Raw genomic sequence first — 24,828 nt, forward strand, 5'->3', positions numbered from 1 at the left:
GTTTCTTCGTTACCGGATTACCGTGTTGTCAAACGTCAGGGCCACGTAGTAGAGGCCGCCAATGGTGGGGCCGGCGGCGTACTGGATGTAGCGGTTGTTGAGCAGGTTGGCGCCGCCTACTTTGATGGTGGCTTTCACGGCCGGAATCCGCACGTTTACCTGGGCATCCACGGTCTGGTAGGCGGGCACCTGGCCGTTGGCCAGCGGACTTTCCCAGAGGAAGGAGCTCTGGCGGCGCCACACCACGTTGAAGCCCAGGTTGCGCACTACTTCGCGGTTGCCGAAGTTGAGGTTGGTGGCCCACTTGGGCGTGTTGAAGCCCGTCACGAAGATGTCAGACTGCTCGTTGGTGCGGATGTCGTTGTAGCTCACGTTGCCGCCCACGGTAAACTTCTGGAAGAAGTTGTAGGTCAGGCCTAGCGTGGAGCCGTAGCTGCGGTACTTGTTCAGGGCGTTGGTGTACACGCGGTACCGGTCCTGGCGGGCACCGCGGTTGCTGGTCAGGGCGGCCAGCACGGCTTCGTCGGTGCCGACCTGCACCTGTTCCCCGGCGGCATTTTTCGGCACGCTCACCTCCACCTGGCCCAGGAAACCGGAGTACACATTATAGTAAGCGTCGGCATCGACGGACACGCGGTTGTCGAACAGCACGCTGCGGTAACCCACTTCGTAGGCATTAATCTGCTCGGGCTGCTCGGTGGGCAGGTTGCCGACTTGCAGCAGGGCGCGGTTGGCCAGCGCGGCGCGGGTGCGTTTCTGGTCGGTGGTGCCGGTGCCGTTGTCGGCGGCCACGGCCTGGTTCACGGCCGCGTTGAAGGTCGAAATGGAAGCCAGGGTGTAGGAGTTGTCGAGGTAGTTCAGGCCTTCATTCACGCGGGCCAGGCCGCCCACGCGGCGCACGTTGCCGTTGTTGACGAACGACAGGGCCTCAAACAACGACGGGAAGCGCCAGCCGTTTTGGTACGACGCCCGGAAGTTGTGCTTGGCTGCCAAGGTGTATACGGCCGCCACCCGCGGGTTGAGCTTGGGGTTGAACTCGGGGTTGTAGTCGGCCCGGAGCGAGGCGGTCAGCTTGAGGCGGTTGCTGAAGAACTCCCGGCTGGCCTGCACGAAGCCGCCCACTTTCTTGTAGTACTGGTTCTGGCCGCCGGCCTGGGTGCGCTCGGCCAGGGGCTTGCTGAAATCCACGAAGTTGTTGCCGTCGGGAATCACCTCGTAGAGCCGGGAGTCGGCCCCGATGAGCACGTCGGCAAACTTGACGCGCGGCCCCAGGTTCCAGATGGCCTCGGTGTGGTAGGTGTGGCTGCGCTGGGTGAGGGCCGCGCCGCCGGGCACGGGCGCACCTTTCACGTTCACGCCGCTGTCCCAGTTATTGGTTTTCACAATCTGGTTTTTCAGCTCGTTGAAGGCCGCGGTGCCGGGCACGGCGCGGCCGGCATCGGCGGCCACGCGGGCCTGCTGCATAGCGTCGGGCAGGGATGCTCCCGCGTTGAGCTGACTGAGCAGCGCGGCGCGGAACTTGTCGCCCCAGCCCGTGCCGGTGCCGGCCACGTTGGTGGTGCTGGTCGCGCCGTTCTGCAAATCCAGGTTCAGCGCCAGCGGGTTGAGGTTGTAGGAGTCGCCGGTGTCCTCGATGAGCATATAGGCCCGGGCCGTGAAGTCCTGGCCCTTGAGCTCCACCTTGTGATTCTGCACCGTCACGCCGTCGAGCTGAATCTTGTTGCCGCGCTGAAACACGCCGTCCATCAGCCCGTAGCGGTAGCCGTAGCTTAGCTCCAGCTTGTCGGTGAGCTTGTAGTGCAAACTGGCATCCACCTTGGCGTTGCGCACGATGGGGTTGGTCAAATCCCGCTCGTAGTAGCCGGTGCGACGCACGTTGAAGGTTTCGGTGCGGCCGTTGTAGGGAATGGTGATGGCCACGTTGCCGGCGTTGTCGTCGCCGTAGCGGTTCCAAAGGTCGGCGGCGGGGTTCTGCTCGCCGCTGAGCTCGGCAAAGCGCGGGTTGGCCGACGAGGCCGTTTGCGGATTCTGGTCAATCTGCGTGTTGGCCAGCCAGTCGGTGCCGCGCAGAAAGCTGCCGTTCACTTTGTAAGCCCAGCGCTGCGACGCGCCCAGCACCTGGGCCCAGCGCACGGCCGTTTCGGTCAGCACGCTCGGGTCCCGGTCGATGCCATCCACGTGGTTTACGCCCACTTTTTGGTATACGCTCAGGCCCTGGTAGGTAAAGGGGCTCTTGGTCGTTAGGTTAGCCATGCCGTTGATGGCGTTCATGCCATACAGGGCCGAGGCCGCGCCGGGCGTGATTTCCACGCTGGCAATATCGAGCTCCGTGGGCCCAATGGCGTTGCCCAGCGGCACGCCTAGGGTGGCCGCCTGCATATCCACGCCATCGACGAGCTGCATGAAGCGGAAGTTGTTGGGGATATTAAAGCCCCGGGTGTTGGGTACCTTAAAGGTGAGGCTCGACGTGGTCATCTGTACGCCCTTCACGTTTTCCAGCGCGTCGTAAAAGCTCGGGGCGGGCGTTTCCTTAATAGCCCGGATGTCGAGCTTCTCAATGGCTACCGGGGAGCGAAGCCGGCTTTCCTCCACCCGCGAAGCCGATACCACCACCTCATTGGTCAGCACCGCCCGCGACTCCAGGGCCACCGACAGCGGGCTGGTTGCACTCACAATTTCCACTTCCTTGGCCTCGTAGCCCAGCATGTTGAAGACGAGGGTAAACGGAAACTTCAGCTTCGACTTCAGGGAAAACTTGCCGTTGGCGTCGCTCAGCACACCGGTCGTGCCGTTCTTCACGCTGATGCTCACGCCGGGCAGGGGCAGCTGGGTGCCGTTTTCGCGCACCACGCCGCTGATGGCAATAATATCGTCCTGGGCGTGGGCCGGGGCCAGGCTGGCCGCCACTAGCAGCGGGGCCACAATAGAAGTAGTAACTATTTTTCTCATGATCTGGAAAGCAGGATTGAAAGGAAGAGGCAGGCGGCGCGGGTCGGCCACGGCTGGTAGGCCGCCCGGTTTTCAGGCGCGGCTACAACAACATCGGTTCGGGCAAACCAGAGCAGGCAGGCTGGCCGAAAGGAAGCGAGGCAGGCAGTAGGAGTGACTTTTTGAGCAGGTCGAAATCCTACCCTTCGGGCCGCGTCTCGACAACTGTTTGGGGTTAATACACATCCTCCAGGTAGCGGCGCTGCTTTTTGAGCACCCGCAGGTAGTCAGCGGCGTCTTCGGCCGAGCAGTCGGCTTCGCGCTGCACCACTTGCTTGAGGGCCTCCTGAATGGCCGAGCCCAGGCGGGCCTTGTCGCCACAGACGTAGAAGTGGGCCCCGTTTTCGAGCCAGCCATACACGTCCCGGGATTTTTCCAGCAGGCGGTGCTGTACGTAGATTTTCTCGGCCTGGTCGCGGCTAAATGCCACGTCGAGGTGGCGCAAGGTGCCGCGCTTGAGGTGCTGCAGCCACTCGGTCTGGTACAGGAAGTCGGTGGTGAAGTTGGGGTTGCCAAAAAACAGCCAGTTGCGGCCCTCGGCCCCCAGCTCCACGCGCTCCTCCACAAAGGCCCGGAACGGAGCCACGCCCGTGCCCGCGCCCACCATAATGATGTCGGTAGCCGCGTCCTGGGGCAGCTTGAAGTACTCGTTGCGCTCCACGAAGACCCGGGCCGTATGGTCAATTTCCAGCCGGTCGGCCAGGTGCGAGGAGCACACGCCGTGCTTGGTGCGGCCGTGGGCAGCGTAGCGCACCGCGCCCACCGTCAGGTGTACTTCCTCCGGGTGTACCAGCAAGCTGCTGGCAATAGAGTAGGCCCGGGCCGGTAAGGGCCGCAGCACCGCCGCTAGTTGCTCGGCCGACAATTCGGCCGGAAATTCGCGCAGCAGATCGGCCACGTCGCGGCCGTAGACGTACTGTTGGAGCTGCGGAATATCGGTGACAATGCCGGCCAGCGGCTTGTGCTGCGGAGCTATGGCGGCGTAGCGCTCCAGCACGTCGCGGGTCAGCACCGAGAGCTCCAGCTTCTGCGTCAGGGCCGTGCCCAGCTCAAACTCCACGCCCGAGAGCTGAATGGGGGCTGCGCCGTCCAGCCGGGCCGTTTTCAAGACTTCCTCCACCAGCGCTTCGCCGTTGCGCGGCACCACTGACAGGGCGTCGCCGGGCTCGTAGTGCAGACCCGAGTCGACTAAGGACAACTCGATGTGGTAGGTTTCTTTGCTGGAGCCACGGCCGTTAAGCTGAATCTTTTCCAGCACCGTAGCCTCAAACGGGTTGTGGTGGGAATACTGCTCCGGGGCCGTCAGTATTTCGGTGGCGGTTACGTGGCCGTTGCCACTTACGTGCCCACCATTGGCTGCTGAGGTTTCGGCGGCAATGACGTTGAGCACCCGGTCGGCCCACTGCTGGGCGGTTTCCTGGTAGTCCACGTCGCACTCGACCCGCTCCAGCAGGCGCCGGGCCCCGAGTTCGGCCAGGCGCTCATCGAATTCCCGGCCGGTCTGGCAGAACTGCACGTAGCTTTTGTCGCCCAGGGCCAGCACCGAGTAGCGCAAATCGGGCAGTTTAGGGGCGCGGCTGCTGAGCAGAAACTGGTGTAGCTCCTCGGCCGCCACCGGCGGCTCACCCTCACCCTGAGTACTGACCACGAGCAAGAGCTGCTGCTCAGTTTTAAGGGTGCGAGTGGCATAGTCGTTCACGTCCTGTACCGTTACTTCTACGCCGCGCTGCTTGGCTTTTTCGGCCGTCTGCTGGGCTACTTTCTTGCTGTTGCCGGTCTGGGAGCCGTAGAGAATCGTGAGCTTGGAGGCAGCTGTTGGGGGTACGGCGGCCGTTTGCGGTGCTGCCTGTACCTGCAGGGCGTTCTGCACCTCACTGCGGCCCGCCGAAGTGCGGCCGTAGAAATAACCGCTCAGCCAGATTAGCTGCTGGTCGGAGAGGCCCGTGGTCAGGCGCTGCAACGTGGTATCGTCGAGGCCCAGGGGCAGCGTCTGGTCTTGGGAAAGAAGGCTCATGGCTAGCGGGAATAGAATGCGGAAAGAGTAGGCTAGGCGGGCGTTATTACTTAAGGCTCGACCTGACGTTTTTTTATGATCAGGCCACTTCGGCGTAGGAAAGCAGTTCGGAAAACACGGTCGGCACTCCTGCATCAGCCTTGGCCAGCCGGGCTACTTCGCCGATGATAATGATGGCCGGCGCCCCAAGGCCGGCTGCGGCAGCCCGCTCCGGCAGCTGCGCCACCGGGCCTGTCACGAGGCGGGCCGTGGCGAGGGTACCGTTCTGCACAATGGCCGCCGGAACCTCGCTTTGCCCGTTCTGGCTGAATATTTCCACGATGCGCTCCAGTTGACTCAGACCCATCAGAATAACGGACGTGGTGCGTGAGCGGGCTGCCTCCGTTACGGCCGCCGACAGCTCGCCGGTGGCCGTCGTAGCTGTGATTACTTGGAACCCTTCACTAGCGCCGCGGTGCGTGACGGGGATGCCCACGCTGCCCGCCGCTGCTACGGCGCTGCTGATGCCGGGCACGTAGTCGGTGAGCAGGCCGTGCTGCTCGGCGTAGAGCATTTCCTCCCGGCCCCGGCCAAACACAAATGGGTCGCCACCCTTGAGCCGCACCACGTGGCCGTATCGCCGGGCGCTGTCCACGATGAGGGCGTTGATTTCATCTTGCCCATAGCTGCGCATACCACGGCGCTTGCCCACGAAAACTTGTGGGGCCCCGGGCCGCACGTAGCGGAGCAGGTCGTTGTTGGCCAGCGCGTCGTAGAGCACCACGTCGGCCTCGCCCAGCACCCGCACACCTTTCAGCGTGAAGAGCTCCGGGTCGCCGGGGCCCGCGCCAAGCACGGTCAGCCGGGGCAGCAGAGGAGAAGGGAAGTTGGACATGGTACGGTGAAAAGGAAAGATGTTGGTTGTCATGTCGGCCAGCGGGAGACATGACATTCTGAGGGCTGCTTTAAATCGTGAAGCCCAGGGGCTCGGGCACGAAGCTGTTCTGCATGGCCTCGACCATGCCGGCGGCCAGCGTGTCACCGCTGAGCTCATCAACCAGGATAAAGGCACCGGTGGCGCGGTTGTGCTGGTAGGAATCCACCACGAGCGGGGCAGCGGTTTTGAGGCGGATGCCCACGATGTCGTTGAGCTGGGCCGATTCTGTGGCCGCCCGGCCAAACGTGCGCACGTTCACCTTATAAGTAATAGCCGCCACCACTGCCTTGACCACGGCCGAATGGTGCTGTACCAGCAGCTTGCGGCCGGGCCACAACGGACGCTCGTCCATCCAGCAGATAGTAGCTTCCACCTCTTTGGCCACGTGAATCTGGCTGCCCACCGGCACGATGGAGTCGCCACGGCTGATGTCCACGTCATCGGTCAGGCGCAGCACCACGGCCTGGGGCGCGGCGGCGCTTTCCACTTCCCGTTGGTCTACCTCGATGGCCTCAATCACCGACTCCTGGCCGCTGGGCAGAATATAGACCCGGTCGCCGCGGCGGTACTCTCCGCTCTGGATGCGGCCGGCGTAGCCCCGGTAGTCGGGGTAATCGTCGGTTTGGGGCCGAATCACGAATTGCACCTGAAAGCGCGGCTCGCCCATGGTGGCTTCCTCAAAGGCCGGCACGCTTTCCAGGTGCTCCAGCAAACTCGGGCCGGTGTACCAGCTCAGGTTTTTGGAGCGGGTCACAATGTTGTCGCCGAGCAAAGCGCTGATGGGAATAGCCGTCACCTGGGGCAGCTTGAGCTGGTCGGCCACGGCGGCGTAGTCGGCCACAATCTGGTCGAATACGGCTTGCTCATTGCCTACCAGATCCATTTTATTCACAGCCAGCACAAAGTGCCGAATGCCTACCAGAGAGGCAATCAGCGAGTGGCGGCGGGTTTGCTCCACCACGCCCTGCCGGGCATCGACCAGCACGATGGCCAAATCGGCGGTAGAAGCGCCCGTGACCATGTTGCGGGTGTACTGCACGTGGCCTGGCGCATCGGTAATGATGAACTTGCGGCGCGGCGTAGTGAAGTACTTATAGGCCACGTCGATGGTGATTCCCTGTTCGCGCTCGGCGCGCAGGCCGTCGGTTAGCAAAGCCAGGTCTACGGTACCGTGCACAGTCGGCCGGTTTTCCAGAGCCGCCAAGACGTCCAGGGAAACCGAGTCGGAATCGTATAAAAGGCGGCCAATCAGCGTGCTTTTGCCGTCGTCGACGCTGCCGCAGGTAATAAATCGGAGAAGGTCCATGAGGGTAGAACTGAGAAGTTAGAGCTCAGAACTTAGAAGCAGGCGCTAGAACACTCTCAGTTCTAAGCTCTAACTTCTGCGTTCTATCTTAGAAATAGCCGTTGCGTTTGCGGTCTTCCATGCCGGCTTCGGAGATGTTGTCGTCGAGGCGGGTGGCGCCCCGCTCACTGACTTTGGCGCTGAGCAGGTCTTCGATGATATCGTCGATAGTGGCCGCATCACTTTCCACGGCGGCGGTGCAGGTCGAGTCGCCGACGGTGCGGAAGCGCACTTGGCGCTCCACGATTTCGTCGGTTTCGTCGAGGCGCAGGTGCTCGTTGAGGCCGAGCAGCTGCCCGCTGGGCAGCACCACACAGGTGCGCGGGTGGCCGAAGTAGATGCTGGGCAGGGCAATGTTTTCGCGCTGAATGTAGCGCCACACGTCCAGCTCGGTCCAGTTGGAAATCGGGAACACGCGCACGTTTTCGCCGCGCTGAATCCGGCCGTTGTACACGTTCCAAAGCTCGGGGCGCTGGCGCTTGGGGTCCCACTGGCCGAACTCGTCGCGCACCGAGAAGATGCGCTCCTTGGCCCGGGCCTTTTCCTCGTCGCGCCGGGCCCCGCCAATGCAGGCATCAAACTGGAATTCCTCGATGGTTTCGAGCAGGGTGTAGGTTTGCAGCGGGTTGCGGCTGGGAAACTTGCCGCCCGGCTCGCGTAGGCGCTGCCGCTTGATGGTGTCTTCCACGCTACGTACGATGAGCTTTTCGCCCAATTGAGCCGCCAGCTCGTCGCGGAACTGGAGTACTTCGGGAAAGTTGTGGCCGGTATCCACGTGCACCAGCGGGAAGGGAAAGCGGCCGGGACGAAAGGCCTTTTCGGCCAGGCGCGTTAGCACAATCGAGTCTTTGCCCCCCGAAAACAGTAGGGCCGGGCGCTCAAACTGGCCCGCAACTTCCCGCAGAATATGAATGGCTTCGGCTTCCAGCCGGTCGAGGTAATCGAAGTGAGGGGTACTCATGCTCAGGTAAATCTTAAGTGCCGCGGCAGGCCCGATTGCCCGCTGATGTATAAATTGGATGCTGCTTACAGAGTCGAAGCGTTGACGGGCTCCACCACCGGGTCGGGGCCGTTGTGGGTGCTGTGCAGGCCACATTCCTTGGCCGATTGGTCTTCCCACCACCAGCGTCCGGCCCGGAAATCCTCGCCAGCTTTGATAGCCCGGGTGCAGGGCGCGCAGCCGATACTCACGAAGCCTTGCTGGTGCAGCGGGTTAAAGGGGATGCTGTGGGCATGCACAAAGTCCCAGCACTGCTCGAAAGTCCAGTCGAAAAGCGGATGAAACTTGATGAGCTGGTGGCCCGCGTCCCACTCCACCGCGTGCATATCCTGGCGGTTGGCCGACTGCTCGGCCCGGATGCCCGTAAACCAGGCCTGCTGCCCCAGCAAGGCCCGGCGCAGGGGCTCTACCTTCCGGATACCGCAGCATTCCTTGCGGTTTCCCACGCTTTCGTAGAAGCTGTTTGGGCCTTTTTCGAGCAAAAGCTGTTCGACGGCCGACTGCTGCGGAAAGTAAGGCTCAATGGATTTGCCGTAGCGCAGCAAGGTTTTATTCCAGGTGGAGTAGGTCTCCTGGAAGTTGCGGGCCGTATCCAGCGTGAAAACCTTGATAGGCAGGTTATGCTCGAAAATCAGGTGGGTAATAATCTGGTCTTCAAGGCCGAAGGAAGTCGAGAAAATGGCGGTGCCGGGAAACTGGGCGGCTACTTCCGCGAGTATTTCCGCGGCGGAAAGCCCGGCGAGCTGTTGGCGCAGGCGCGTAACCAGCGCCTCAGAGGCTACTTGCATGTTTCGAAGAGGATGTGGTTTTTCCGGGAGGAAAAGCCGGCGGCGTGGAGAGCCTGGGCGCAGCGGAGTTGTGCGAAATCAGGCAGACTATCCTGCGGTAGTCGGGAAAGGGTGGTGCGAAGTCAGCTTAGCGGGCTGAACGTCGGCACGGGCAGGAAGAAAAAGGGGGCGTGACCTGCTAGCAACACCGACAGCACATCATGCCACAACATCCAGGCTGTAGAGCAGCGGAGGTGGGAGAGAGTGTGCGGGCGTTGGACAAGGTTTTCACGACGTTGTTGTTTTTATATGGTCAGGACTTGGCACCGTTCCGCATTTGCGGTGGTTGCCGGCGCTTCGTCGAGCCTGTCTCTCCACGCCTCTGTATAAAAACAATCCTTTGATGGGTAAAGAATTGACTCTGCAAAGGTAATAGCAGGAGTTTTATAATTGCAAGTTATAGTGAAAGGAAGTAATAATGTTTGTGTGAATTGCTATGCATCAATTTGTATACTAGAACGTTGAATAGCGAAAGCAGGGGATAGTGCTATAAACTTACATTATAACTTTAGGTAATAATGCGAATGCCATTCGGCTATGATTTTTGACTGGTTTTATGTGTTTAAATAGGGATAGGGCCATATTCGGCATCGGTTGGTAGACTGACACACTGCCAAAAAGTAGGTGGGGCAGAATTGTCAACCGACAAGAAAGTCTGCTGCCGGATGTGTGGCTGGAGCGCTACAGCTCATTCACCACAATCTGAATATTAGTGTTGCGGCCGTGGTCATCGGCGCAGGAAATTTTCAGTACGCCGGCTGACGGCCGGAAAAACACCCGCTCGGTAGCCGCCGCCGTACGCAAAAATTGGTCGTTGATGTACCACGACACCTGGCGCACCTCGTTGTCGGTGGCGCAGCTGAGCAAGAGTTGCTGCTGCTCACCTTTGTTAAGTACGTACTCGGTATTGGCCAGGGGCGAAGTGATGCTGGGCGCCTTTTCCCGGCCCCCGCGCACAAGCTGGCAGCCGGGATTGTGGGGTGGCAGGCGGCGGTAAGGAATACCCTGGGCTTCTTTAAACGCCGCTACTTCGGGCAGCAGATTCGGGTATAACTCACGCCGGAAGCCAGCCGCCGGCGCGCAGGCCCGGCAGTAAGTGTATTGGCCATCGGCGGAGAGCAGCACCTCTTTCTGATGCTGGCAGCGCAGGCTAGCCGACACGCCCGGTAGGAAGTAGTCGATAATTTGGTTGGGGCAATTCTCGCCGGGCGGGCGGCCGGTTTCGGCGCATACTAGCCGGAAGTCGAGGCTGGCCGGGGGCTGAAACCAGTTGTTGGGTGAATTGTAGGCCACAGCGTTGAACAGGTCGAAGAGTAGGGGCGTGGCAATATCGGAGCCCGTAAGGGCCGGGCTGCCCTGCCCGCTGAAGTTGCCGACCCACACCCCGATGGTGTACTCTTTATTATAGCCAATGCTCCAGGCGTCGCGGCGGCCGTAGCTGGTGCCGGTTTTCCAGGCAATTTTGGGCAGCCGGACGCTGGTTTCGTAACCCACGGGCAAGTCGGGGCGGGTGAGCTGGGCCAGAATATCGGTAATGAGGAAGGCCGATGCTTCTGAGAAAAGGGCCGTGCCGGGCGTGGTTTTTACCGGAGCAGCGGGCGGCTGAATCCACTGCACGGGCGCGTACTGGCCGCCGTTGGCCAAGGTCACGTAGAGGTTGGTCAGCTCTTCCAGTGTAGCCCCGCAGCCGCCCAGAATGGTGCTCAGGCCCAGGTGGGGCGCCCGTTTGGCTACGGTTCGGAAGCCCGCCGCGCGCAGCTGGGTGGTAAAGGTGGGCACGCCCAGCTCGGAGAGGGTGCGCACGGCCGGAATGTTAAGCGAATACGCCAGGGCCCGGTCCAGGGGTACTTCGCCGCTGCAGCGCTTGTCGAAGTTTTCGGGTTGGTAGCCTTGAAAGTTGGTGGGCACGTCGGGCAGCAGCAGCTTGGGCGTCACGAGGCCTTTATCGAGGGCCAGGGCGTAGAGAAAGGGCTTGAGCGTGCTGCCCGGCGAGCGGACGGCCTGCACCCCGTCGTTCTGGCCTTTGTTGAAGGCATCCCGAAAATCGGCGGAGCCCACGTAAGCTTCCACGGCCCGGGTGCGGTTGTTGATAACCAGGGCGGCGGCGTTGGTAATGCCCAGCTCGTGCAGGCGGCGCACGTAGTTGCGGGTCAGATCCTCGGCTTTGGCCTGCTTGCTGCGCTGCAATGTAGAAGCTACGCTGGGCTGGCCCGGAAACTGCCGCACCAACCGCCAGGCCAGGTGCGGAGCCAGCGTAGGAGCGGCGTGGCGCTGCACGTCCAGGGGTTCTAGCAGGGCATCCTCAATATCCTGTTTAGGAAATAAGCCCTGCTGCTGAAAGCGGCGCAGCCACCGGTTCCGCTCCTGCCGGATGGCGTCGTTATGCCGGCCCAGTACCAGGCCGCGCGGGCGGTTAGGGATGATAGCCAGCGTCACGGTTTGGGCCAAAGACAGGTAATCGGGCGGCTGCTGAAAGTAGAGCAGGGCCGCCGACTTCACGCCTTCGATGTTGCCACCGTAGGGCACCAGGTTCAGGTAAAGCTGCAGAATCTCGGCCTTGCTGTAATGCGCTTCGAGCTGCAGAGCCCGCAGCATTTCCAGCAGCTTATTGCCCACCGTCCGCTCCTTGGGTTCCAGCAGGCGGGCCACCTGCATGGTGATGGTGCTGGCCCCAGTGGTGCGGCCCCGGCCAAACACGTTGCGTCCAGCAGCCTGCAGCAGGGCCAGTGGATTGACACCCGGATGGTAATAGAAATACCGGTCTTCCTTCTCAATAATGGTGGCACGCAAGGCCGGCGTGATTTCGCGCAGCTCGGTTTTCATCCGCCACTTCTGGGTCGGGTTCAGAAAGGCGTGCAGCACCGAGCCGTCGGCCGCCAGAACCAGGGGCGAGTACTGTGGTGCGGAAGGCAGGGGAAACGCGGCGTCGAGGACCCCGAGCAAGCCTAGGAGCAGGAGGAGGAAGAGCAGAGCCCGGACCGCGCGTTTCATTCGTTGAGTAGCTACCAAGTTAAGCCTGGCATAAAAAAAGGTGGCTCAAGATACACCCGCAGCCCATACACCGCACCGCGAAACTGTCAAAGACCATGCGGTTAGGGAAGGGTTGCAAATACGCTTGGCCGCCCCGCAATGCCAGCACCAGCCACTCGATGGGTTACGACTAAGGGGTTTGGGTAATTTGGCTCTGCCTCACAAATAATTCATTTTGTACTTAATGATAGCTCAACAGGTGATGATGGATGAAGTTCTTTTCGTTAAGTTTAGGGCACTAGTATGGAAGTAAGTAGGTGTAAAACTTTGTTATTTGAAATTTTGATAATGTATTTGCCTTATGTTAGGCTTTCGTACCTGAGCAGTCATGAACTATATTTCGGAAATTGATTGCCAATTTTTTGTAAAAAAACCGAGTTTCGCTTTTGCAAGATCAGTAGTAAAAAAAGAAGAACATTAAGTCAGTACTCACCAATCCATCACTCACCAACCCTTTTTTCTGCATGAAAAAAACTTTACTCATAAGCTTTTTGCTTATGCTCACACTGCTGCAGCAAGTGACTGCCCAGAGCCGGAACCTGTCCGGCCGGGTTACAGACCGCGCGTCGGGGGAAGGTCTGCCCGGGGTAACGGTTTTGTTGAAAGGAACCACCAACGGCGTATCGACCAACTCGGATGGTACTTATACCTTGAGCGTGCCGACCGAGGGCGGCACCATCGTTTTCAGCTCCGTCGGCTACGTTAGTTCCGAGCGGCCCATTGGCACCGAAACTCAGCTCAACATCGGCCTGGCCGTTGATTCTAAGCAACTGACCGAAGTTGTGGTAACGGCTTTCGGGCGGGAGCAGGAGAAAAAGGCCCTGGGCTTTTCGGTTTCCGAAGTAAAGTCCCAGGAGCTGGTGCAGGCCCGCTCTACCAACGTAGTCAACTCGCTGACGGCCAAAGTGGCCGGTGTGCGGGTACAGGGCTCCAGCGGCATGGTGGGCGCTTCCTCCAACATCTTTATCCGCGGTATGACCACGTTTACGGGCAGCAACCAGCCGCTGTTCGTGGTAGATGGTATTCCGATTGACAACGGCGGTGGCACTAACACTTTGCAGAGTGGGGTAGCTAACTCCAACCGCGCCATCGACATCAACCAGGACGATATTGAAAGCGTGTCCATCCTGAAAGGTCCTGCTGCAGCCGTACTCTACGGCTCCCGGGCCGCTTCAGGCGCCATCATTATCACCACCAAGAAAGGCGCGACGCTGGGCACCAAAAAGCAGTCGGTAACGCTTACTTCTAACTACAACATCGTGAAGGTGGGCCGCCTGCCCGACTACCAGAACACCTACGGTCAGGGCATCAACGGCAACTTCAACCGCATCAGCCAGATGTCGTGGGGGCCGCGTGTTACGGGCCAGACGGTGCAGAACTTCCGCGGCGAGGACGAAACGCTGACCATCAACCCGGACAACGTGTCGGACCTTTTCAAGACCGGCTCCAACTTCCAGAACAACGTGGCCTTGTCGGGCGCAACGGAGCGTACGCGCTACTACGCCTCCTACGGCAACCTGCACGAAGTAGGTATTCTGGACAACAACGACCTGAAGCGCAATACCGTGACCTTCAACGGTAATGCTCAGCTGACCAACAAGCTGCGCACCGGCACCAACATTATTTTCTCCAACAGCGTGTCGAAGCGCACGCCCCAGGGCAACCAGCTGGCCAACCCCTTCTTCCACTCCTGGGTACTGCCCCGCTCGTACGACGTGAATCGGTATCCGTTTGAGCAGCCGACCGGCGGCCAGCAGAACGCCGCTGTGGTGGGTACCTTCACGCCCAACAACACGTTCTTCGGCACCAGCGACAACCCGCTGTGGACCATCAAAAACAACACCTACGACGACGAGGTAAACCGTATTGTAGGTAACGTGAGCATCGGCTACGACTTCACCGATTGGCTGTCGTTGGATTACAAGCTGGGCACCGACACCTACTCGCAGCAGTATAAGTACGTGAATGCCCGTGACAGCCGCGGTATTACCACGACTTCGTCCGGGGGCGGCTCCGCCGTGGGCAACATCCAGGACGAGACTTACAACCGTCGCGAACTGAGCTCCTACCTGACGCTGAACATTCGGCGCAATTTCAGCGAGAATTTCACGGCGCGCCTGCTGCTGGGTAACGAAATCAACCAGCGCCGCACCGATAACCTGGCAATTGTAGGCTCCGATATTCAGGTACGGGGCTTCAACAACATCTCCAACACGAAGAACTACACGCCCTTCTTTGAGAAGACGACTCGTCGTCTGGTCGGCTTCTACGGCGACCTGCAACTGGGCTTCAAAGACTTCGTCTTCCTGGGCTTGTCGGGCCGTAATGACTGGTCCTCGACGTTCAGCGCCAACAAGCGCAGCTACTTCTACCCCGGCGCTTCGGCCAGCATCGTCGTGAGCGACGCCGTGCCGATGCTCAAGGACAACAGCGTGCTCGACCAGTTCAAAATCCGGGCTGCCGCAGCTCAGGTAGGCCGTGAGGCAACTGCATACAGTACTAACACGACCTACCAGACGACGAGCGTAACCGATGGTTTCGGTCCAGCTATTAACTATCCTTTCCTCGGTCAAGTAGGTCTGACCTACAACAACACCGGTGGCAACGTAGACCTGGGTCCCGAGTTTACGACCAGCTACGAGGTCGGCACCGACCTGCGCTTCTTCAAAGGCCGCGTAGCCCTGGAAGCCACGTACTACGTGCAGCAAAGCAAGGACATTGTCTTCGCCGTACCCTTCTCGGCTACCTCGGGCTTCAGCAGCGTCAACCGCAACATCGGTACCTCGGAAGCCCGCGGTGTCGAGTTGATGATCAGCACCACTCCGGTTAAAATCGGCGACTTCACCTACAGCAACTCGTTCAACTACTCGCGGGTACGCAACAAGGTATTGGAACTGGCTCCCGGCGTAACTTTCATTCAGTTGGGCGGCTTCACCACGCCTGGTACCCGCCTGATTGCCGGCCAGCCCTACGGCGTTATTTTCGGCTCCAAGTTCCTGCGTCAGGACGGCGACACCGGCCCGCTGGTGCTCAACGCCCAGGGCCGTACCCAGCAGCAGCTCGACAACGGTGTAATTGGCGACCCGAACCCCGACTGGACGGGTGGTATCACCAACACCTTTACCTACAAAGGCTTGACGCTGAATACCCTGCTTGATATCCGGGTGGGTGGCGACGTGGTTTCGCGTAACGTATTCGACATCCGCCGCAACGGCGTAGGCGAGGAAACGGCTAACCGCGACCAGACCTACATCATCGACGGCGTAATCAAGCAGGCTGATGGTACCTTCACGAAGAACAACGTGCAGGTAACGGCTGAGCAGTACTTCACCGACCTGTGGGGCTCGGGCCCCTACGAGTTTGCCGTATTCGATGGCTCGTGGCTGCGTCTGCGGGAAGTGGCTTTGTCGTACGCGCTGCCCCGCAGCCTGACCGACAAAACCTTCTTGGGCGGCGTGGAGCTGAGCTTGAATGCTCGCAACCTGTTCCTCTACGCTCCCAACATTCCCCACATCGACCCGGAAGTAAACACGACCGGTGTGAGCAACTCCCAGGGTTTCGAGTTCAACTCCCTGCCCCAGTCGAAGATGTACGGCGGCTCTATTCGCCTTACTTTCTAACTTCTAGCTTCCAATCTGAATGAAGACGTTTCGTTTCGCAAAATATATCGTTCTGGCTGGTGCAGTGGGCGCTTTGGGCTCCTGCGACAGTTTCCTGGACGTGAACGACAATCCCAACGCGGTGGTAGTGGCACCGGCCGGCAACGTGCTGGTGGCAGCCCAAACCCAGCTGGGCTTCATGGCCGGCTCCGACCTGCACCGCTTTACTTCCCTTATTGTCCAGCAGTTTGCCGGACAGGGTGGGGGCGCCCAGCAGCCTGTGCAGTACGACCGGGGCGTGATTACGGGCAGCGACGTGAACAACACGTTCCGTTTCGCCATCTACGCCACGGCGTTGGCCGACATGCAGCAGCTGATCAATACAACTCAGGAAAGCAGCCCGGTATACGCTGGTATTGCCAAGATTATGCAGGCCTACCTGTACGGCATCACCACCGACTGCTTCGGGGATATTCCCTTCACGGATGCCCTGAAGTTTGCGGCCAATGGAGCGCCCAAGTACGACGACTCGAGAGAGGTGTACAACGGCATTCTGGCCCTGCTCGACGCGGGTATTGCCGATCTGAAAAAGCCCAGCGCCCTGAAGCCTGCGGCAGAAGACCTGATCTACGGTGGTGACGTGGTAAAGTGGGAGAAGTTTGCCAACACGCTGAAAATGCGGCTCTACGTACATTACTACCCCAAATTTTCGGCAGAAGCTACTAAGGGTATTAATGATTTGCTGACGGCTCAAGCTCCGGTGATGACCAGCGTGGCCGACAACTTCCAGCTGAGTTTCGAGTCAGCAGTGGGCAAAACCAACCCTATTGACCAGTTTGAACGGTCATCCCGGGCCAACCAGTTTTTTCCCAGCACCACGCTGGTTGGCATCATGAACACCAAAGCTGACCCCCGGCGCGCATCCTACTTCACCGAGTTCGGGGGGCAGGCCAGTACACTGGTGCCGCCAACGGGGCTGGCGCCACGGTCAGCACCGACTTCTCGCGAATGCACACCTACCTGCGCGGGCCCCGCACGGGCACGGGTTTGCAGGACTATGCCGGCTCGGCTCCTATCCGGATGGTGACGTATGCCGAATACCAGTTTATTCTGGCTGAACACTATGCCCGCACCAGTGACCTGACTAAGGCTAAAACAGCTTTTGACGCGGGTATTACGGCTTCCATGACCATGGCAGAGGTGCCAGCGGCTGCGCGCACGGCCTACATTGCGGCTCGCCCGGCCCTAACGGCCACCAACGCCATTCAGCAAATCATCGAGGAAAAGTACGTGGCCAACTTCGGCGTCGTGGCCGAGCCCTGGACCGACTACCGCCGCACCGGCTTCCCGCAACTGGCTTTGCCGGCTCAGGCCCAGACGACGGCCATCCTGCGGATTTTGCCTTACTCGGATGCCGACCGCGCTGCTAACCCGACCAACACGCCGGCACGCACCAGCCTGATTACGCCCAGCGTGTTCTGGGACCCGGGCAAATAGCCTGACGTTTTACGCGGGCTGGCGGCGTTACAATGCTGCCGGCCTGCTTTCACCGCCTTGTTTTAGCTTGATTTCATGAAAAAGATATTTCCTCATTTTCTGCTGCTGTTCGTAGCCCTGGTGCTGCTGGCCGGGTGCAAGAAGGATGACCCCGAATACACGGTAGCTCCCAAGTCGCAAATCATCTTCGACGACAACATCGACAAGGTCACGGCCGACTACAAGAAGGCAAACAATCTCACACTCAAAGTGGGTATTGTGGGCAGTGCCACCAGCGTGCGCATTGAGAGCAGCTACACCGTAGCTGGAGCTGCCAAGACCAAGCTGGTCGGCACCTTCCCCGTTAGTGATGGCGTGGCTTCTGTGAGTGTCCCGACGGCTGCGCTGTCGGATACCCCAATAGTAGGTGCCACCACCAATGCCACGACCCGGCCCGCCAACACCTTTACGCTGGCCGTGGACGCCATCAACCCAGAGGGCGGTTCCGACCGGCGCTACTTTACGGCCGTAGTGGTGCAATAAGCTGCTTCAGTGCGTTATGCCACAAAAAAAGCTCCGGCCGGCAGGTCGGAGCTTTTTTTGTGGCAGCATTTCGTTCCTTGGCTTACCTGGGCGGCTGCGGCACAGTTACGTCGAGCTCAAAATCGCGGGAGGGAGGAGCTTCGTTGTTGACGGTATTGCGGTAGATAAACCGCACGGTGGTTTGACCCGGGTTTAGGGCCTGAAACTGGTAGGTAACCTCTTCAGAGCTGCCAGGCTTGGGTTTCTTACGGTTTTTCTTCGGTTCATCCTTCTTCTGACCAACCAGCTTCACGATGCTGGCATCGTTGGGAATTGCTTCCCAAGCGTACTCCGACCCGACGGTAGTGCCCAGCTTAATCAGCAGCTGGTCGCCCTGGTTGACCGTTACCCGCCCGTGGTTGCCATACTCGGAAATGTTCACGTTTTTGGCGACGCCCGGCTGGTTTATCGTGACGTAGGTATGGAAGTAGTTGCCCAGCGGGGAATAGCCCGAGCCCGGAGTAGCCGAAATAAAGGTCAGATCAAAGCCCCCGGCGCCAATGGCCTGCAGGTGAATCTCGTGGGTGGCCGGAGCGCCGGGCACGCCGCTGCTCAGTCCCGGCAGGGTATGGCTGCTAGTCACGCTTAGTTGCCCGGGGTAGGCTTGGGCCAGCCGCCAACCAAAGCGCGGCTGGGCCGTGGGCAGGCGGATGATCAGCTGGTCGCCGATGTTGAGCTGGGTTTCTTTGCCGTTGTCGGCGGCAGTGAGCGTAACAATGCCCTGGGCTTGCAGGGAAGTGTAGGCCAGTACCCCAATAAGCAGGAGTACTAAGCGAAGCAGAATAGAATGGAGCCGAGCCCCAACGTAGCGTCGAATGCGCATGAGAATACCGGATGGAGAGTAGCTGGACTATACGTAGTTGCCCCAAACGCCACAGCCGACCGCAACGGCGGCCGGCTGTGGGCTGGTGACAGGAATACGTACGGGTAGCGCCGGTAAAAAGCTGCGGTTGAGCTACGGGCAGCGGGTTTATTCAGCCTGCTTTTGCCGGGCGCGGCGCACCCGCAGCGTGTCGAAGCGCTGCATCAGCTCGTCGGTGCTGATAAACATAGCTGGATTGGCATCAGCGTCGCGCAGGGAGTCGAGCAAGGCTTTGGCCTGGTCGTACTGCTGCTGGTTGGTCAGGGCATCTGCCCGGGCTAGCAGCTGCTGACCCCGGGCGGCGGCTTCAGGACTTTCGGCTTCCTGCAACAAATGGCCGCGGCCGTCGGTGCGGAAATAGAAGAAGTAGCCCATCCAGAGTATCATGCCCAGCAGCATGACAAGCGAAGAAATCAAGACAACGCGCAGGTTGACCATCGAGAGGAAGTAGTTAGGTGTGAGGAAAGAAGGTAGGTTGGGATACATTAACCAGAGAAACCATCCTGTCGACCAGTGGGAGACAGGACGGTTTCTCTGGCGCAGCGAAGTTGGTTAAGAGGCTTCGCTGCTGCGCCGCATGACGTGTTCAGTGTGATTCGAATCTTACCGTACCCGCACCACGCCGGCCCCGTTGTAGCTATGGTACTCGGCGTTGTACATGGCGTCGGCGCTGACCGGGCCCAGGCGGAAAGTGCCCTTTGATACGGCCCGAGCCACGTAGTAGAACGACTTTGGTGAAGTCGAAACGGTCGTGAACAGGTTGAGCCGGTCGTCGCGCATGTCCAGGTAGTCGGGCGTGGCGGCGTCCGTGGCCCAGTCGATGTCGCGCACGGCCCCGATGCGCGGGTTCTCGATTTCCAGGCCGGCGGGCAGCAGGTCGGTAATGGCTACGTTGGGCACTTCCCCAGCCGCGTCGGCCGACTGAATCGTGATGCGCACCACGACCAGGTCGTTTTGCCGGAAGGTGGTGCTGCTGACGGGCTTGCCGTTACGGTCCAGGAACTCGCGGCGCACTTTGAGGAAGGAATCCTCCTGACGCACGGTGTTCAGCGGCGACACGCCCTCGGTTTCCCAGAAGTAGTACAGGCTGCCGGTGCCGGTGGTACGCAGGGCTACCTGACGGTTGGCCACGTTGTTTACGGTCAAATCGGTGCCCGTGAACTTGCCGATTTCCTTGGCGTCGGCCAATAAGGAAGCTGTGGCCGTGCTCTTGGCGTTTTGCCGGGCTACTTTGCCTAAGGCCAGCAGGGAGAAGGCCCGTTCCTGGGTGTTCAGCCACGTGGCTTGCTTCACCTGCCGGCTGAGCTGACGGGTGAGCTTGGGCACCAGGGCGTTGCCGGGGTCCACTTCGAGCAGGGAGTTGAGTACCAGGGCCTCGTCGCGGATGGGAGAGTAGAACGAGCCGTCGAAGGCGCGGTGGGCGGCAGTTTCGGTGAAGGTGGTGGGCAGCAGGTCGCGGTAGGCTTTCTGGTTGCCGCCCACGGCCTGGGCTGCCGCCAGCAGGAAGCGCGAGTCCTGGGCCAGCAACTGTTTATTCGACTTGTAGTAGTTCAGCGCCACGGCATCCTGACGGCCGGCCAGGGCCAGCACGTAAATGCTGTAGGGAATTTCCTTCTTGGCAATGACCTTGCGGCGGGCAATGCTGCTTACGTCGAAGTAGTCGTACTCCTCGGTTTCGCGCTTGCGGGTGCGGGCCTGCAGGTATTGCAGCACCTTGTCGAGGTGGCTCTTGTTCACCTCAAAGCCGGCACGCTGGGCTTCGAGCAGGAAGTGAGCGGCGTAGGTGGTGGCCCACCAGTTGTCGTAGTCGCCGCCGGGCCAGTAGCTCAGGCTGCCGTTGTAGAGCTGCTGGGACTCGATTTTGCGGATGGCTTCCTGCACGTTGTAGTTCGGGTTGAAGCGCGTGCCCTTGGCCTGCTTGCCGGTTTTCTGGCTGAGCGTGGCGGTCAAATCACCGTAGTAGAGCTGGGGGAAGGCAGCTGACACGGTTTGCTCCAAACAGCCGTAGGGGTACTGCAACAGGTAGCGCAAGTCCTTGGCAAACTCCGTCATCGGCGAGCGGCTCACCACCAGCTGACTGCGCAGGGTGGAGGGAATAAAGGCTGTTTTCAGGTTCAGCGCCTGGTTGCTGCCACCCTTCACCACGCCCGAACCGGATACCTTTTCCAGTGGGGAAGCCGGACGGACGGGTATTTCGATGGTTTCAGTGAAGGTTTCGAAAGCCTGGCTACCTGCATCTGCCGGATTAAAAGCAGCAACTTTAACGTTTACAGTAGCATTTCCTATTTGCTGTTTAGCCCTAAAACGTAATTGAATCCGCCCTTCGGTATTCGGACTAAGAGTTACTGTGGGAGTAAGTCCGGCGGTATGGCCTCCTGCTATAATTGTCTTAACAATTGGCTCCAAAGGCCCGTCAACCAACGGCATCACATCCAATCTTACCTTTCTCTTCGTCGTATTCGTCAGCGTGACGGGCACGTCAATCGTGTCGCCGGGGCTGAGGAAGCGGGGGAGGCTGGTGCTGATAACCACCGGGTCTGCGATGCGCATGGTTTGCTCGGCCGAGCCGAAGGCGTCGCCCTTGTAGGCCACGGCCATGACGCGCACGGCCCCGCTGAACTGCGGGATGCGCAGCTTGTAGCGCACTTTGCCGTTGGCATCGGCCCGCAGCACCCCGCTCCACTTGGCCAGCAGCTTCACCCGGCGCGAGGGCACGGGCGTGGTGCGGCGCGAAAGGTCGGCCCCGTCGCCGCCGGAGGAGCTAGTGCCCAGCTCGGGCAGCAGGAAAGGGTACACGTCGTAGGCATTCACCTCCAGGGCGCGCTTCTGGTAGAAGTAGCCGTAGGGGTCGGGCGTGCGGTAGTCCTTCATCTGCAGGATGCCCTCATCCACGACGGCAAAGGTCACAGCCGCGCCCGGCGCGGTGCTGGCCTCCAGGGTCTGCCAGGTCTGGGAGCGGCTCTGCTCGGCTACGGTCAGCGTTACGGGCAGCTTGGCGCCGGGCTTTTCCACCGTCAGCGGCACGAAGCCCCGGGCCACCGTGAGCGGCAGGCGGTTGTCGGTAATTTCGCGGATGGCGGTGGCCGTCACGTAGATGTTGGGCACGTGGTTGCCGTGAATCGGGATGCTCACCCGGGCCGACTTCTCATCGGTGTTGACGTAGAAATGGTCGAGCACCTTGTCGCGCTCCACGGTGATGAGCACCCGGCCGGCGAAGGGCGTTTTGAGCAGGAGCTTGGCCGTTTCGCCCGGCTGGTACTTCTCCTTGTCGGCTTCAATGGTCACCTCGCCCTCGTTGTTGACTTCGAAGGAATTGCTCTGGGTGTCGCCGTAGCCGTAGGCGTAGAGGTGGCTGGTTACGCTCGTAGCTGCGCCCGGCCGGGAAATGCGCACCTCGTACTCGCCCGACGAAGCCGGGGTGAAATCGAGCGTGAACATGCCGTCAATGGTGCGGTTCTGGGTCAGGATGGGCACCTCGCGCCGCTGGGACGTGTAGCGGTAGCGTCCACCCTGGCGCTCAACCACCGTTTCCCACAGCATGCGCACAATCTTAATCTGGGCCTCGGCCCGCGTGGGCTCGGCCGTTTTGGGCGTCAGGGCCACGAAGCGCAAGGTCTGGGCCTCTCGGGTGCTGACCAGCTCGGGCAGGTACTGAATGCCGAACATCACTGGCTGGGTCTGCACTTCGAAGGTAGCCAGGCGGTTCACGGGCCGGCCGCTTTCGTCGAACACCGTGGCAAAGGCCGAGCCTTCCAAGGTGCCCAGGTCCTGGTAGTCGGGCACGTCGTAGGTGGCTGTGCCGTTGCCGCTGGCGTCGGTGGTGCCTTCGCGCACGGTTTTCTCAAACCGGTCGGAAATGGAGCTGTTTTCCTGCTGGCCGAAGTAGCGGCGGCGCGCTTCGCCGGTATAGATGTAGAAGTTGTAGTCGGCGTACTTCTTAGGGTTGAAGGGCTTTTCCTTGAGCGAGAATTCCACTTCAAACTTCCGGTCGGACGCAGGCGGGCCAAACAGGTTCATGGCCGTGATGTTGGCATTCACCGCCTGGCCCGGACCTACGGCGGCTGGCGCGGCTTTCACCGTCACCTTCAGCCGGTCGGGAATGAACTCTTCCACCGAAATGGTGCGCGAAGTCAGCAGCACGTCGTTGCCAGTCAGGACTTCCAGGGTGTAGAGGCCGGTCATGATGCCGGCGGGCAGGATAAAGCGCGACTCAAACGAGCCGTCGGCCGAGAGCTTTTTGCGCAGACTGGCGTACTCCTTACCCGTGGGTAGCAGCAGACGGATTTTCACCGGCAGGTTGGCCGGTGGGGCCTGCCAGCCCTCGGTGCGAACCACGGTGTTGGTTTGAATCGTGTCGCCGGGGCGGTACAGGTCCCGGTCGCCGTATAGGAAGGCCTGGTAGCGGGCCGCGTTGCTTTGCAGGCCACCTACGTCAAAGCGCGAGGTTTCGACCCGGCTGCTGGGCAAATTCAGGAAAGTGAAGTCCGACTCGCGCTGGGCCGTGACCATCGTCAGGCGGAAGCGGCTGGTGGCGGCAGTGCTGTCGAAGACGGCCACGCCCGCGCTGTTGGTAGTAGCGCTGCTAATCACTTGGTTGTTGGAGCTCACAAAGCGCACGTTCACGCCGCTCAGGGCCGTGGCGTTGCGGATGGAGTTGGCGAATACCAGCGTGCGGCCGGCCTTGCCCTGCTTCACAATCAGGCCGATATCCGACACCGATACGAGCTTGCTCACCTGCAGCCACTGCCGCTCGGTGTCCTGCACTTTCACCACGTAGAGGCCCTTCATGGGGCCGGTAAATTCCAGGTCCTTGAAGCTCAGGTTGAGCAGGCGCATGCCGTTTTCCTTGGGCATGGCCGCCACGGTGTAGGTGCGCTCGGTCAGCACGTTGCCCAGCTGCTCCACGTCGTAGTAGTTGTACGACTTGTCTTCGTAGCCGCCTTCGCCACCGTCGCCTTCTTCCCCGCCGCCGTCCTCGTCGTAGTCGTAGCCGTACTGCGGGCCGTTGCGCAAGAGCTGCTGAATGTTGTTAGCGTAGACCTTGGCAATGGTGACCTGCACCTGCTTGATTTCGGCAATGCGCACGCCCAGGTTGCGGGTACCCAGCGCATCGAGGTACATGGCCTTGTCGCCGTTGGCAAAGCTCAGACTGGGCCGCTCATCCACGAACGAAGCGGTTTGGGTGAAAGGCTCCGGTAGCTGTCCGCCCAGGGCCCCGCGCAACCCGCTACGCAAGCTGATCTGGTAGGTCTTATCCACGTCGAAGCCGCCTTTCAGGGTAAAACCACTTTCCAGGGCCTCCACGGAGTAGTCCACGGCGGGCTCCACGCTCAGCAGGGCCGGTACTTCCGCCGCCGATACGGGCTGGTTTGTCAATACGGTAATAACCGGGTCACCTTCCACGATGGAGGCCACCACTTCGCGCACGAGCAAGGTTTGCTGGTCGGGCACGGCTACTTGCGCCGTTAACGGCTGGGTGGTGGCCCGGTCCGAGCCCATCGGGTGCAGGCCGGGGGCCAGCTCCAGCGTGACGGGGGAACCCGGGCGCACGTCCTGGGTCAGAGCCACGCCCACGATGCTGTCGGCTTCAGCCGACACGACTTCGAAAGCTACGGGCTTGCCATCCTGAGTTACTTTGAGCAGGGGCTGAATGTCGGCCGGCTTCACGGCGTAGTTGAAGAGCAGGTTGGCGCGCATTTCGGCCGTGCCCGCCACCCGCCGGCTCTGGCTCCAGAACAGCTGGGGCTCGTGCATTTGTAGGGCGGGGGTGTGAAACTTGCGCTTGCTCAGCGGCGGCTCTTTCTTGAGCTTCAGGGCTTCCAGCGCTACTGGCTTCCATTGGGCCTCAAAGGCCGTAGCGGGCCGGAAGGGCTCGGACGGGGAGAAGGTCAGCTCCCGGTCACTGGTCCACTTGAATTTGCCGCGCACGGCGGGCTCAAACTCGACGTACTGCAGGGTATCCCAGCGGCTGACGCGGCCTTCGCCCACGGGCTCGTCGAAAGTGAAAACGATGTTCTGATAGGGGCTGATTTCCTCGCCCTCGGGGCTGGAATCAGCGGTAGTGCCCGACTTAGAGCAGGCGTATAGCAATAGCAGCAACACCAGCAAAGGCAGGCGGGATAAGCGGCGGGTAAGCATAAGGATAGGGAGAAGAAAATGGACGCGGGAAGGTATAGAAAAAGGAGGATA

13 protein-coding genes, 1 pseudogene and 1 riboswitch are annotated in these 24,828 nt (G+C 60.5%); of the genes and pseudogenes, 4 read left to right on the top strand and 10 right to left on the bottom strand.

Annotated elements, in window-relative coordinates; all coding sequences use genetic code 11:
• Positions 1–9: 9 nt before the first annotated feature.
• From MUN80_RS09695 to pbpC, 7 genes are all read right to left on the bottom strand, one after another.
• Positions 10–2,949: a TonB-dependent receptor gene (locus MUN80_RS09695; protein WP_244722885.1), complete on the bottom strand. Its 2,940-nt coding sequence runs from the start codon at positions 2,947–2,949 to the stop codon at positions 10–12.
• 214 nt (positions 2,950–3,163) lie between these two features.
• On the bottom strand, positions 3,164–5,002 hold the full coding sequence (locus MUN80_RS09700) for an assimilatory sulfite reductase (NADPH) flavoprotein subunit (protein WP_244722888.1): 1,839 nt from the start codon (positions 5,000–5,002) through the stop codon (positions 3,164–3,166).
• Between the two features lie 79 nt (positions 5,003–5,081).
• The gene (gene cobA / locus MUN80_RS09705; protein WP_244722891.1) at positions 5,082–5,876 is read right to left on the bottom strand and encodes a uroporphyrinogen-III C-methyltransferase; all 795 of its coding nucleotides are present in this window, start codon (positions 5,874–5,876) and stop codon (positions 5,082–5,084) included.
• Between the two features lie 70 nt (positions 5,877–5,946).
• Positions 5,947–7,224: a sulfate adenylyltransferase subunit 1 gene (locus MUN80_RS09710; protein WP_244722900.1), complete on the bottom strand. Its 1,278-nt coding sequence runs from the start codon at positions 7,222–7,224 to the stop codon at positions 5,947–5,949.
• Positions 7,225–7,312: 88 nt separating this feature from the next.
• Complete coding sequence (cysD, locus tag MUN80_RS09715) at positions 7,313–8,224, bottom strand: sulfate adenylyltransferase subunit CysD (protein WP_244722902.1); 912 nt, start codon at positions 8,222–8,224, stop codon at positions 7,313–7,315.
• A gap of 65 nt (positions 8,225–8,289) precedes the next feature.
• Positions 8,290–9,051 carry a phosphoadenylyl-sulfate reductase gene (locus MUN80_RS09720; RefSeq protein ID WP_244722904.1) on the bottom strand — a complete coding sequence of 254 codons (762 nt, stop codon included), beginning with the start codon at positions 9,049–9,051 and terminating at the stop codon, positions 8,290–8,292.
• Positions 9,052–9,332: 281 nt separating this feature from the next.
• Positions 9,333–9,423: riboswitch (SAM riboswitch) on the bottom strand.
• 348 nt (positions 9,424–9,771) lie between these two features.
• Positions 9,772–12,081, bottom strand: coding sequence for a penicillin-binding protein 1C (pbpC, locus tag MUN80_RS09725; protein WP_244722908.1), 2,310 nt, complete (start codon positions 12,079–12,081; stop codon positions 9,772–9,774).
• Between the two features lie 536 nt (positions 12,082–12,617).
• Between pbpC and MUN80_RS09730 the strand changes: the two genes are divergently transcribed.
• The 4 genes and pseudogenes from MUN80_RS09730 (at position 12,618) to MUN80_RS09740 (ending at position 17,738) form a co-directional block, all read left to right on the top strand.
• Positions 12,618–15,740, top strand: coding sequence for a SusC/RagA family TonB-linked outer membrane protein (locus MUN80_RS09730; protein ID WP_244722909.1), 3,123 nt, complete (start codon positions 12,618–12,620; stop codon positions 15,738–15,740).
• Positions 15,741–15,759: 19 nt separating this feature from the next.
• Positions 15,760–16,647: pseudogene (locus tag MUN80_RS25965) on the top strand (SusD/RagB family nutrient-binding outer membrane lipoprotein); the annotation flags it as partial.
• On the top strand, positions 16,641–17,216 hold the full coding sequence (locus MUN80_RS25970; RefSeq protein ID WP_262922072.1) for a SusD/RagB family nutrient-binding outer membrane lipoprotein: 576 nt from the start codon (positions 16,641–16,643) through the stop codon (positions 17,214–17,216). The pseudogene MUN80_RS25965 and the gene MUN80_RS25970, both read left to right, overlap by 7 nt.
• A gap of 75 nt (positions 17,217–17,291) precedes the next feature.
• Positions 17,292–17,738 carry a hypothetical protein gene (locus tag MUN80_RS09740; RefSeq protein WP_244722910.1) on the top strand — a complete coding sequence of 149 codons (447 nt, stop codon included), beginning with the start codon at positions 17,292–17,294 and terminating at the stop codon, positions 17,736–17,738.
• Between the two features lie 82 nt (positions 17,739–17,820).
• Here the strand turns inward: MUN80_RS09740 and MUN80_RS09745 are convergent, their stop codons facing one another.
• The 3 genes from MUN80_RS09745 to MUN80_RS09755 form a co-directional block, all read right to left on the bottom strand.
• Positions 17,821–18,600: a protease inhibitor I42 family protein gene (locus tag MUN80_RS09745; RefSeq protein WP_244722912.1), complete on the bottom strand. Its 780-nt coding sequence runs from the start codon at positions 18,598–18,600 to the stop codon at positions 17,821–17,823.
• Positions 18,601–18,747: 147 nt separating this feature from the next.
• On the bottom strand, positions 18,748–19,125 hold the full coding sequence (locus MUN80_RS09750; RefSeq protein WP_244722914.1) for a hypothetical protein: 378 nt from the start codon (positions 19,123–19,125) through the stop codon (positions 18,748–18,750).
• A 117-nt stretch (positions 19,126–19,242) separates the two neighbouring features.
• Entirely contained in the window at positions 19,243–24,777 is a 5,535-nt protein-coding gene (locus tag MUN80_RS09755; RefSeq protein ID WP_244722916.1) for an alpha-2-macroglobulin, read from the bottom strand.
• Positions 24,778–24,828 lie beyond the last annotated feature (51 nt).

Source organism: Hymenobacter cellulosivorans (genome assembly GCF_022919135.1).
Taxonomy (GTDB): Bacteria; Bacteroidota; Bacteroidia; order Cytophagales; family Hymenobacteraceae; genus Hymenobacter; species Hymenobacter cellulosivorans.

Coding starts and splice junctions, on each gene's coding strand:
- MUN80_RS09730 (WP_244722909.1), top strand. CDS start 12,618: ATGCTCACACTGCTGCAGCAAGTGACTGCCCAGAGCCGGAACCTGTCC.
- MUN80_RS09755 (WP_244722916.1), bottom strand. CDS start 24,777: ATGCTTACCCGCCGCTTATCCCGCCTGCCTTTGCTGGTGTTGCTGCTA.
- MUN80_RS09745 (WP_244722912.1), bottom strand. CDS start 18,600: ATGCGCATTCGACGCTACGTTGGGGCTCGGCTCCATTCTATTCTGCTT.
- MUN80_RS09710 (WP_244722900.1), bottom strand. CDS start 7,224: ATGGACCTTCTCCGATTTATTACCTGCGGCAGCGTCGACGACGGCAAA.
- MUN80_RS09700 (WP_244722888.1), bottom strand. CDS start 5,002: ATGAGCCTTCTTTCCCAAGACCAGACGCTGCCCCTGGGCCTCGACGAT.
- cobA (WP_244722891.1), bottom strand. CDS start 5,876: ATGTCCAACTTCCCTTCTCCTCTGCTGCCCCGGCTGACCGTGCTTGGC.
- MUN80_RS09695 (WP_244722885.1), bottom strand. CDS start 2,949: ATGAGAAAAATAGTTACTACTTCTATTGTGGCCCCGCTGCTAGTGGCG.
- MUN80_RS09720 (WP_244722904.1), bottom strand. CDS start 9,051: ATGCAAGTAGCCTCTGAGGCGCTGGTTACGCGCCTGCGCCAACAGCTC.
- cysD (WP_244722902.1), bottom strand. CDS start 8,224: ATGAGTACCCCTCACTTCGATTACCTCGACCGGCTGGAAGCCGAAGCC.
- pbpC (WP_244722908.1), bottom strand. CDS start 12,081: ATGAAACGCGCGGTCCGGGCTCTGCTCTTCCTCCTCCTGCTCCTAGGC.
- MUN80_RS09750 (WP_244722914.1), bottom strand. CDS start 19,125: ATGTATCCCAACCTACCTTCTTTCCTCACACCTAACTACTTCCTCTCG.
- MUN80_RS09740 (WP_244722910.1), top strand. CDS start 17,292: ATGAAAAAGATATTTCCTCATTTTCTGCTGCTGTTCGTAGCCCTGGTG.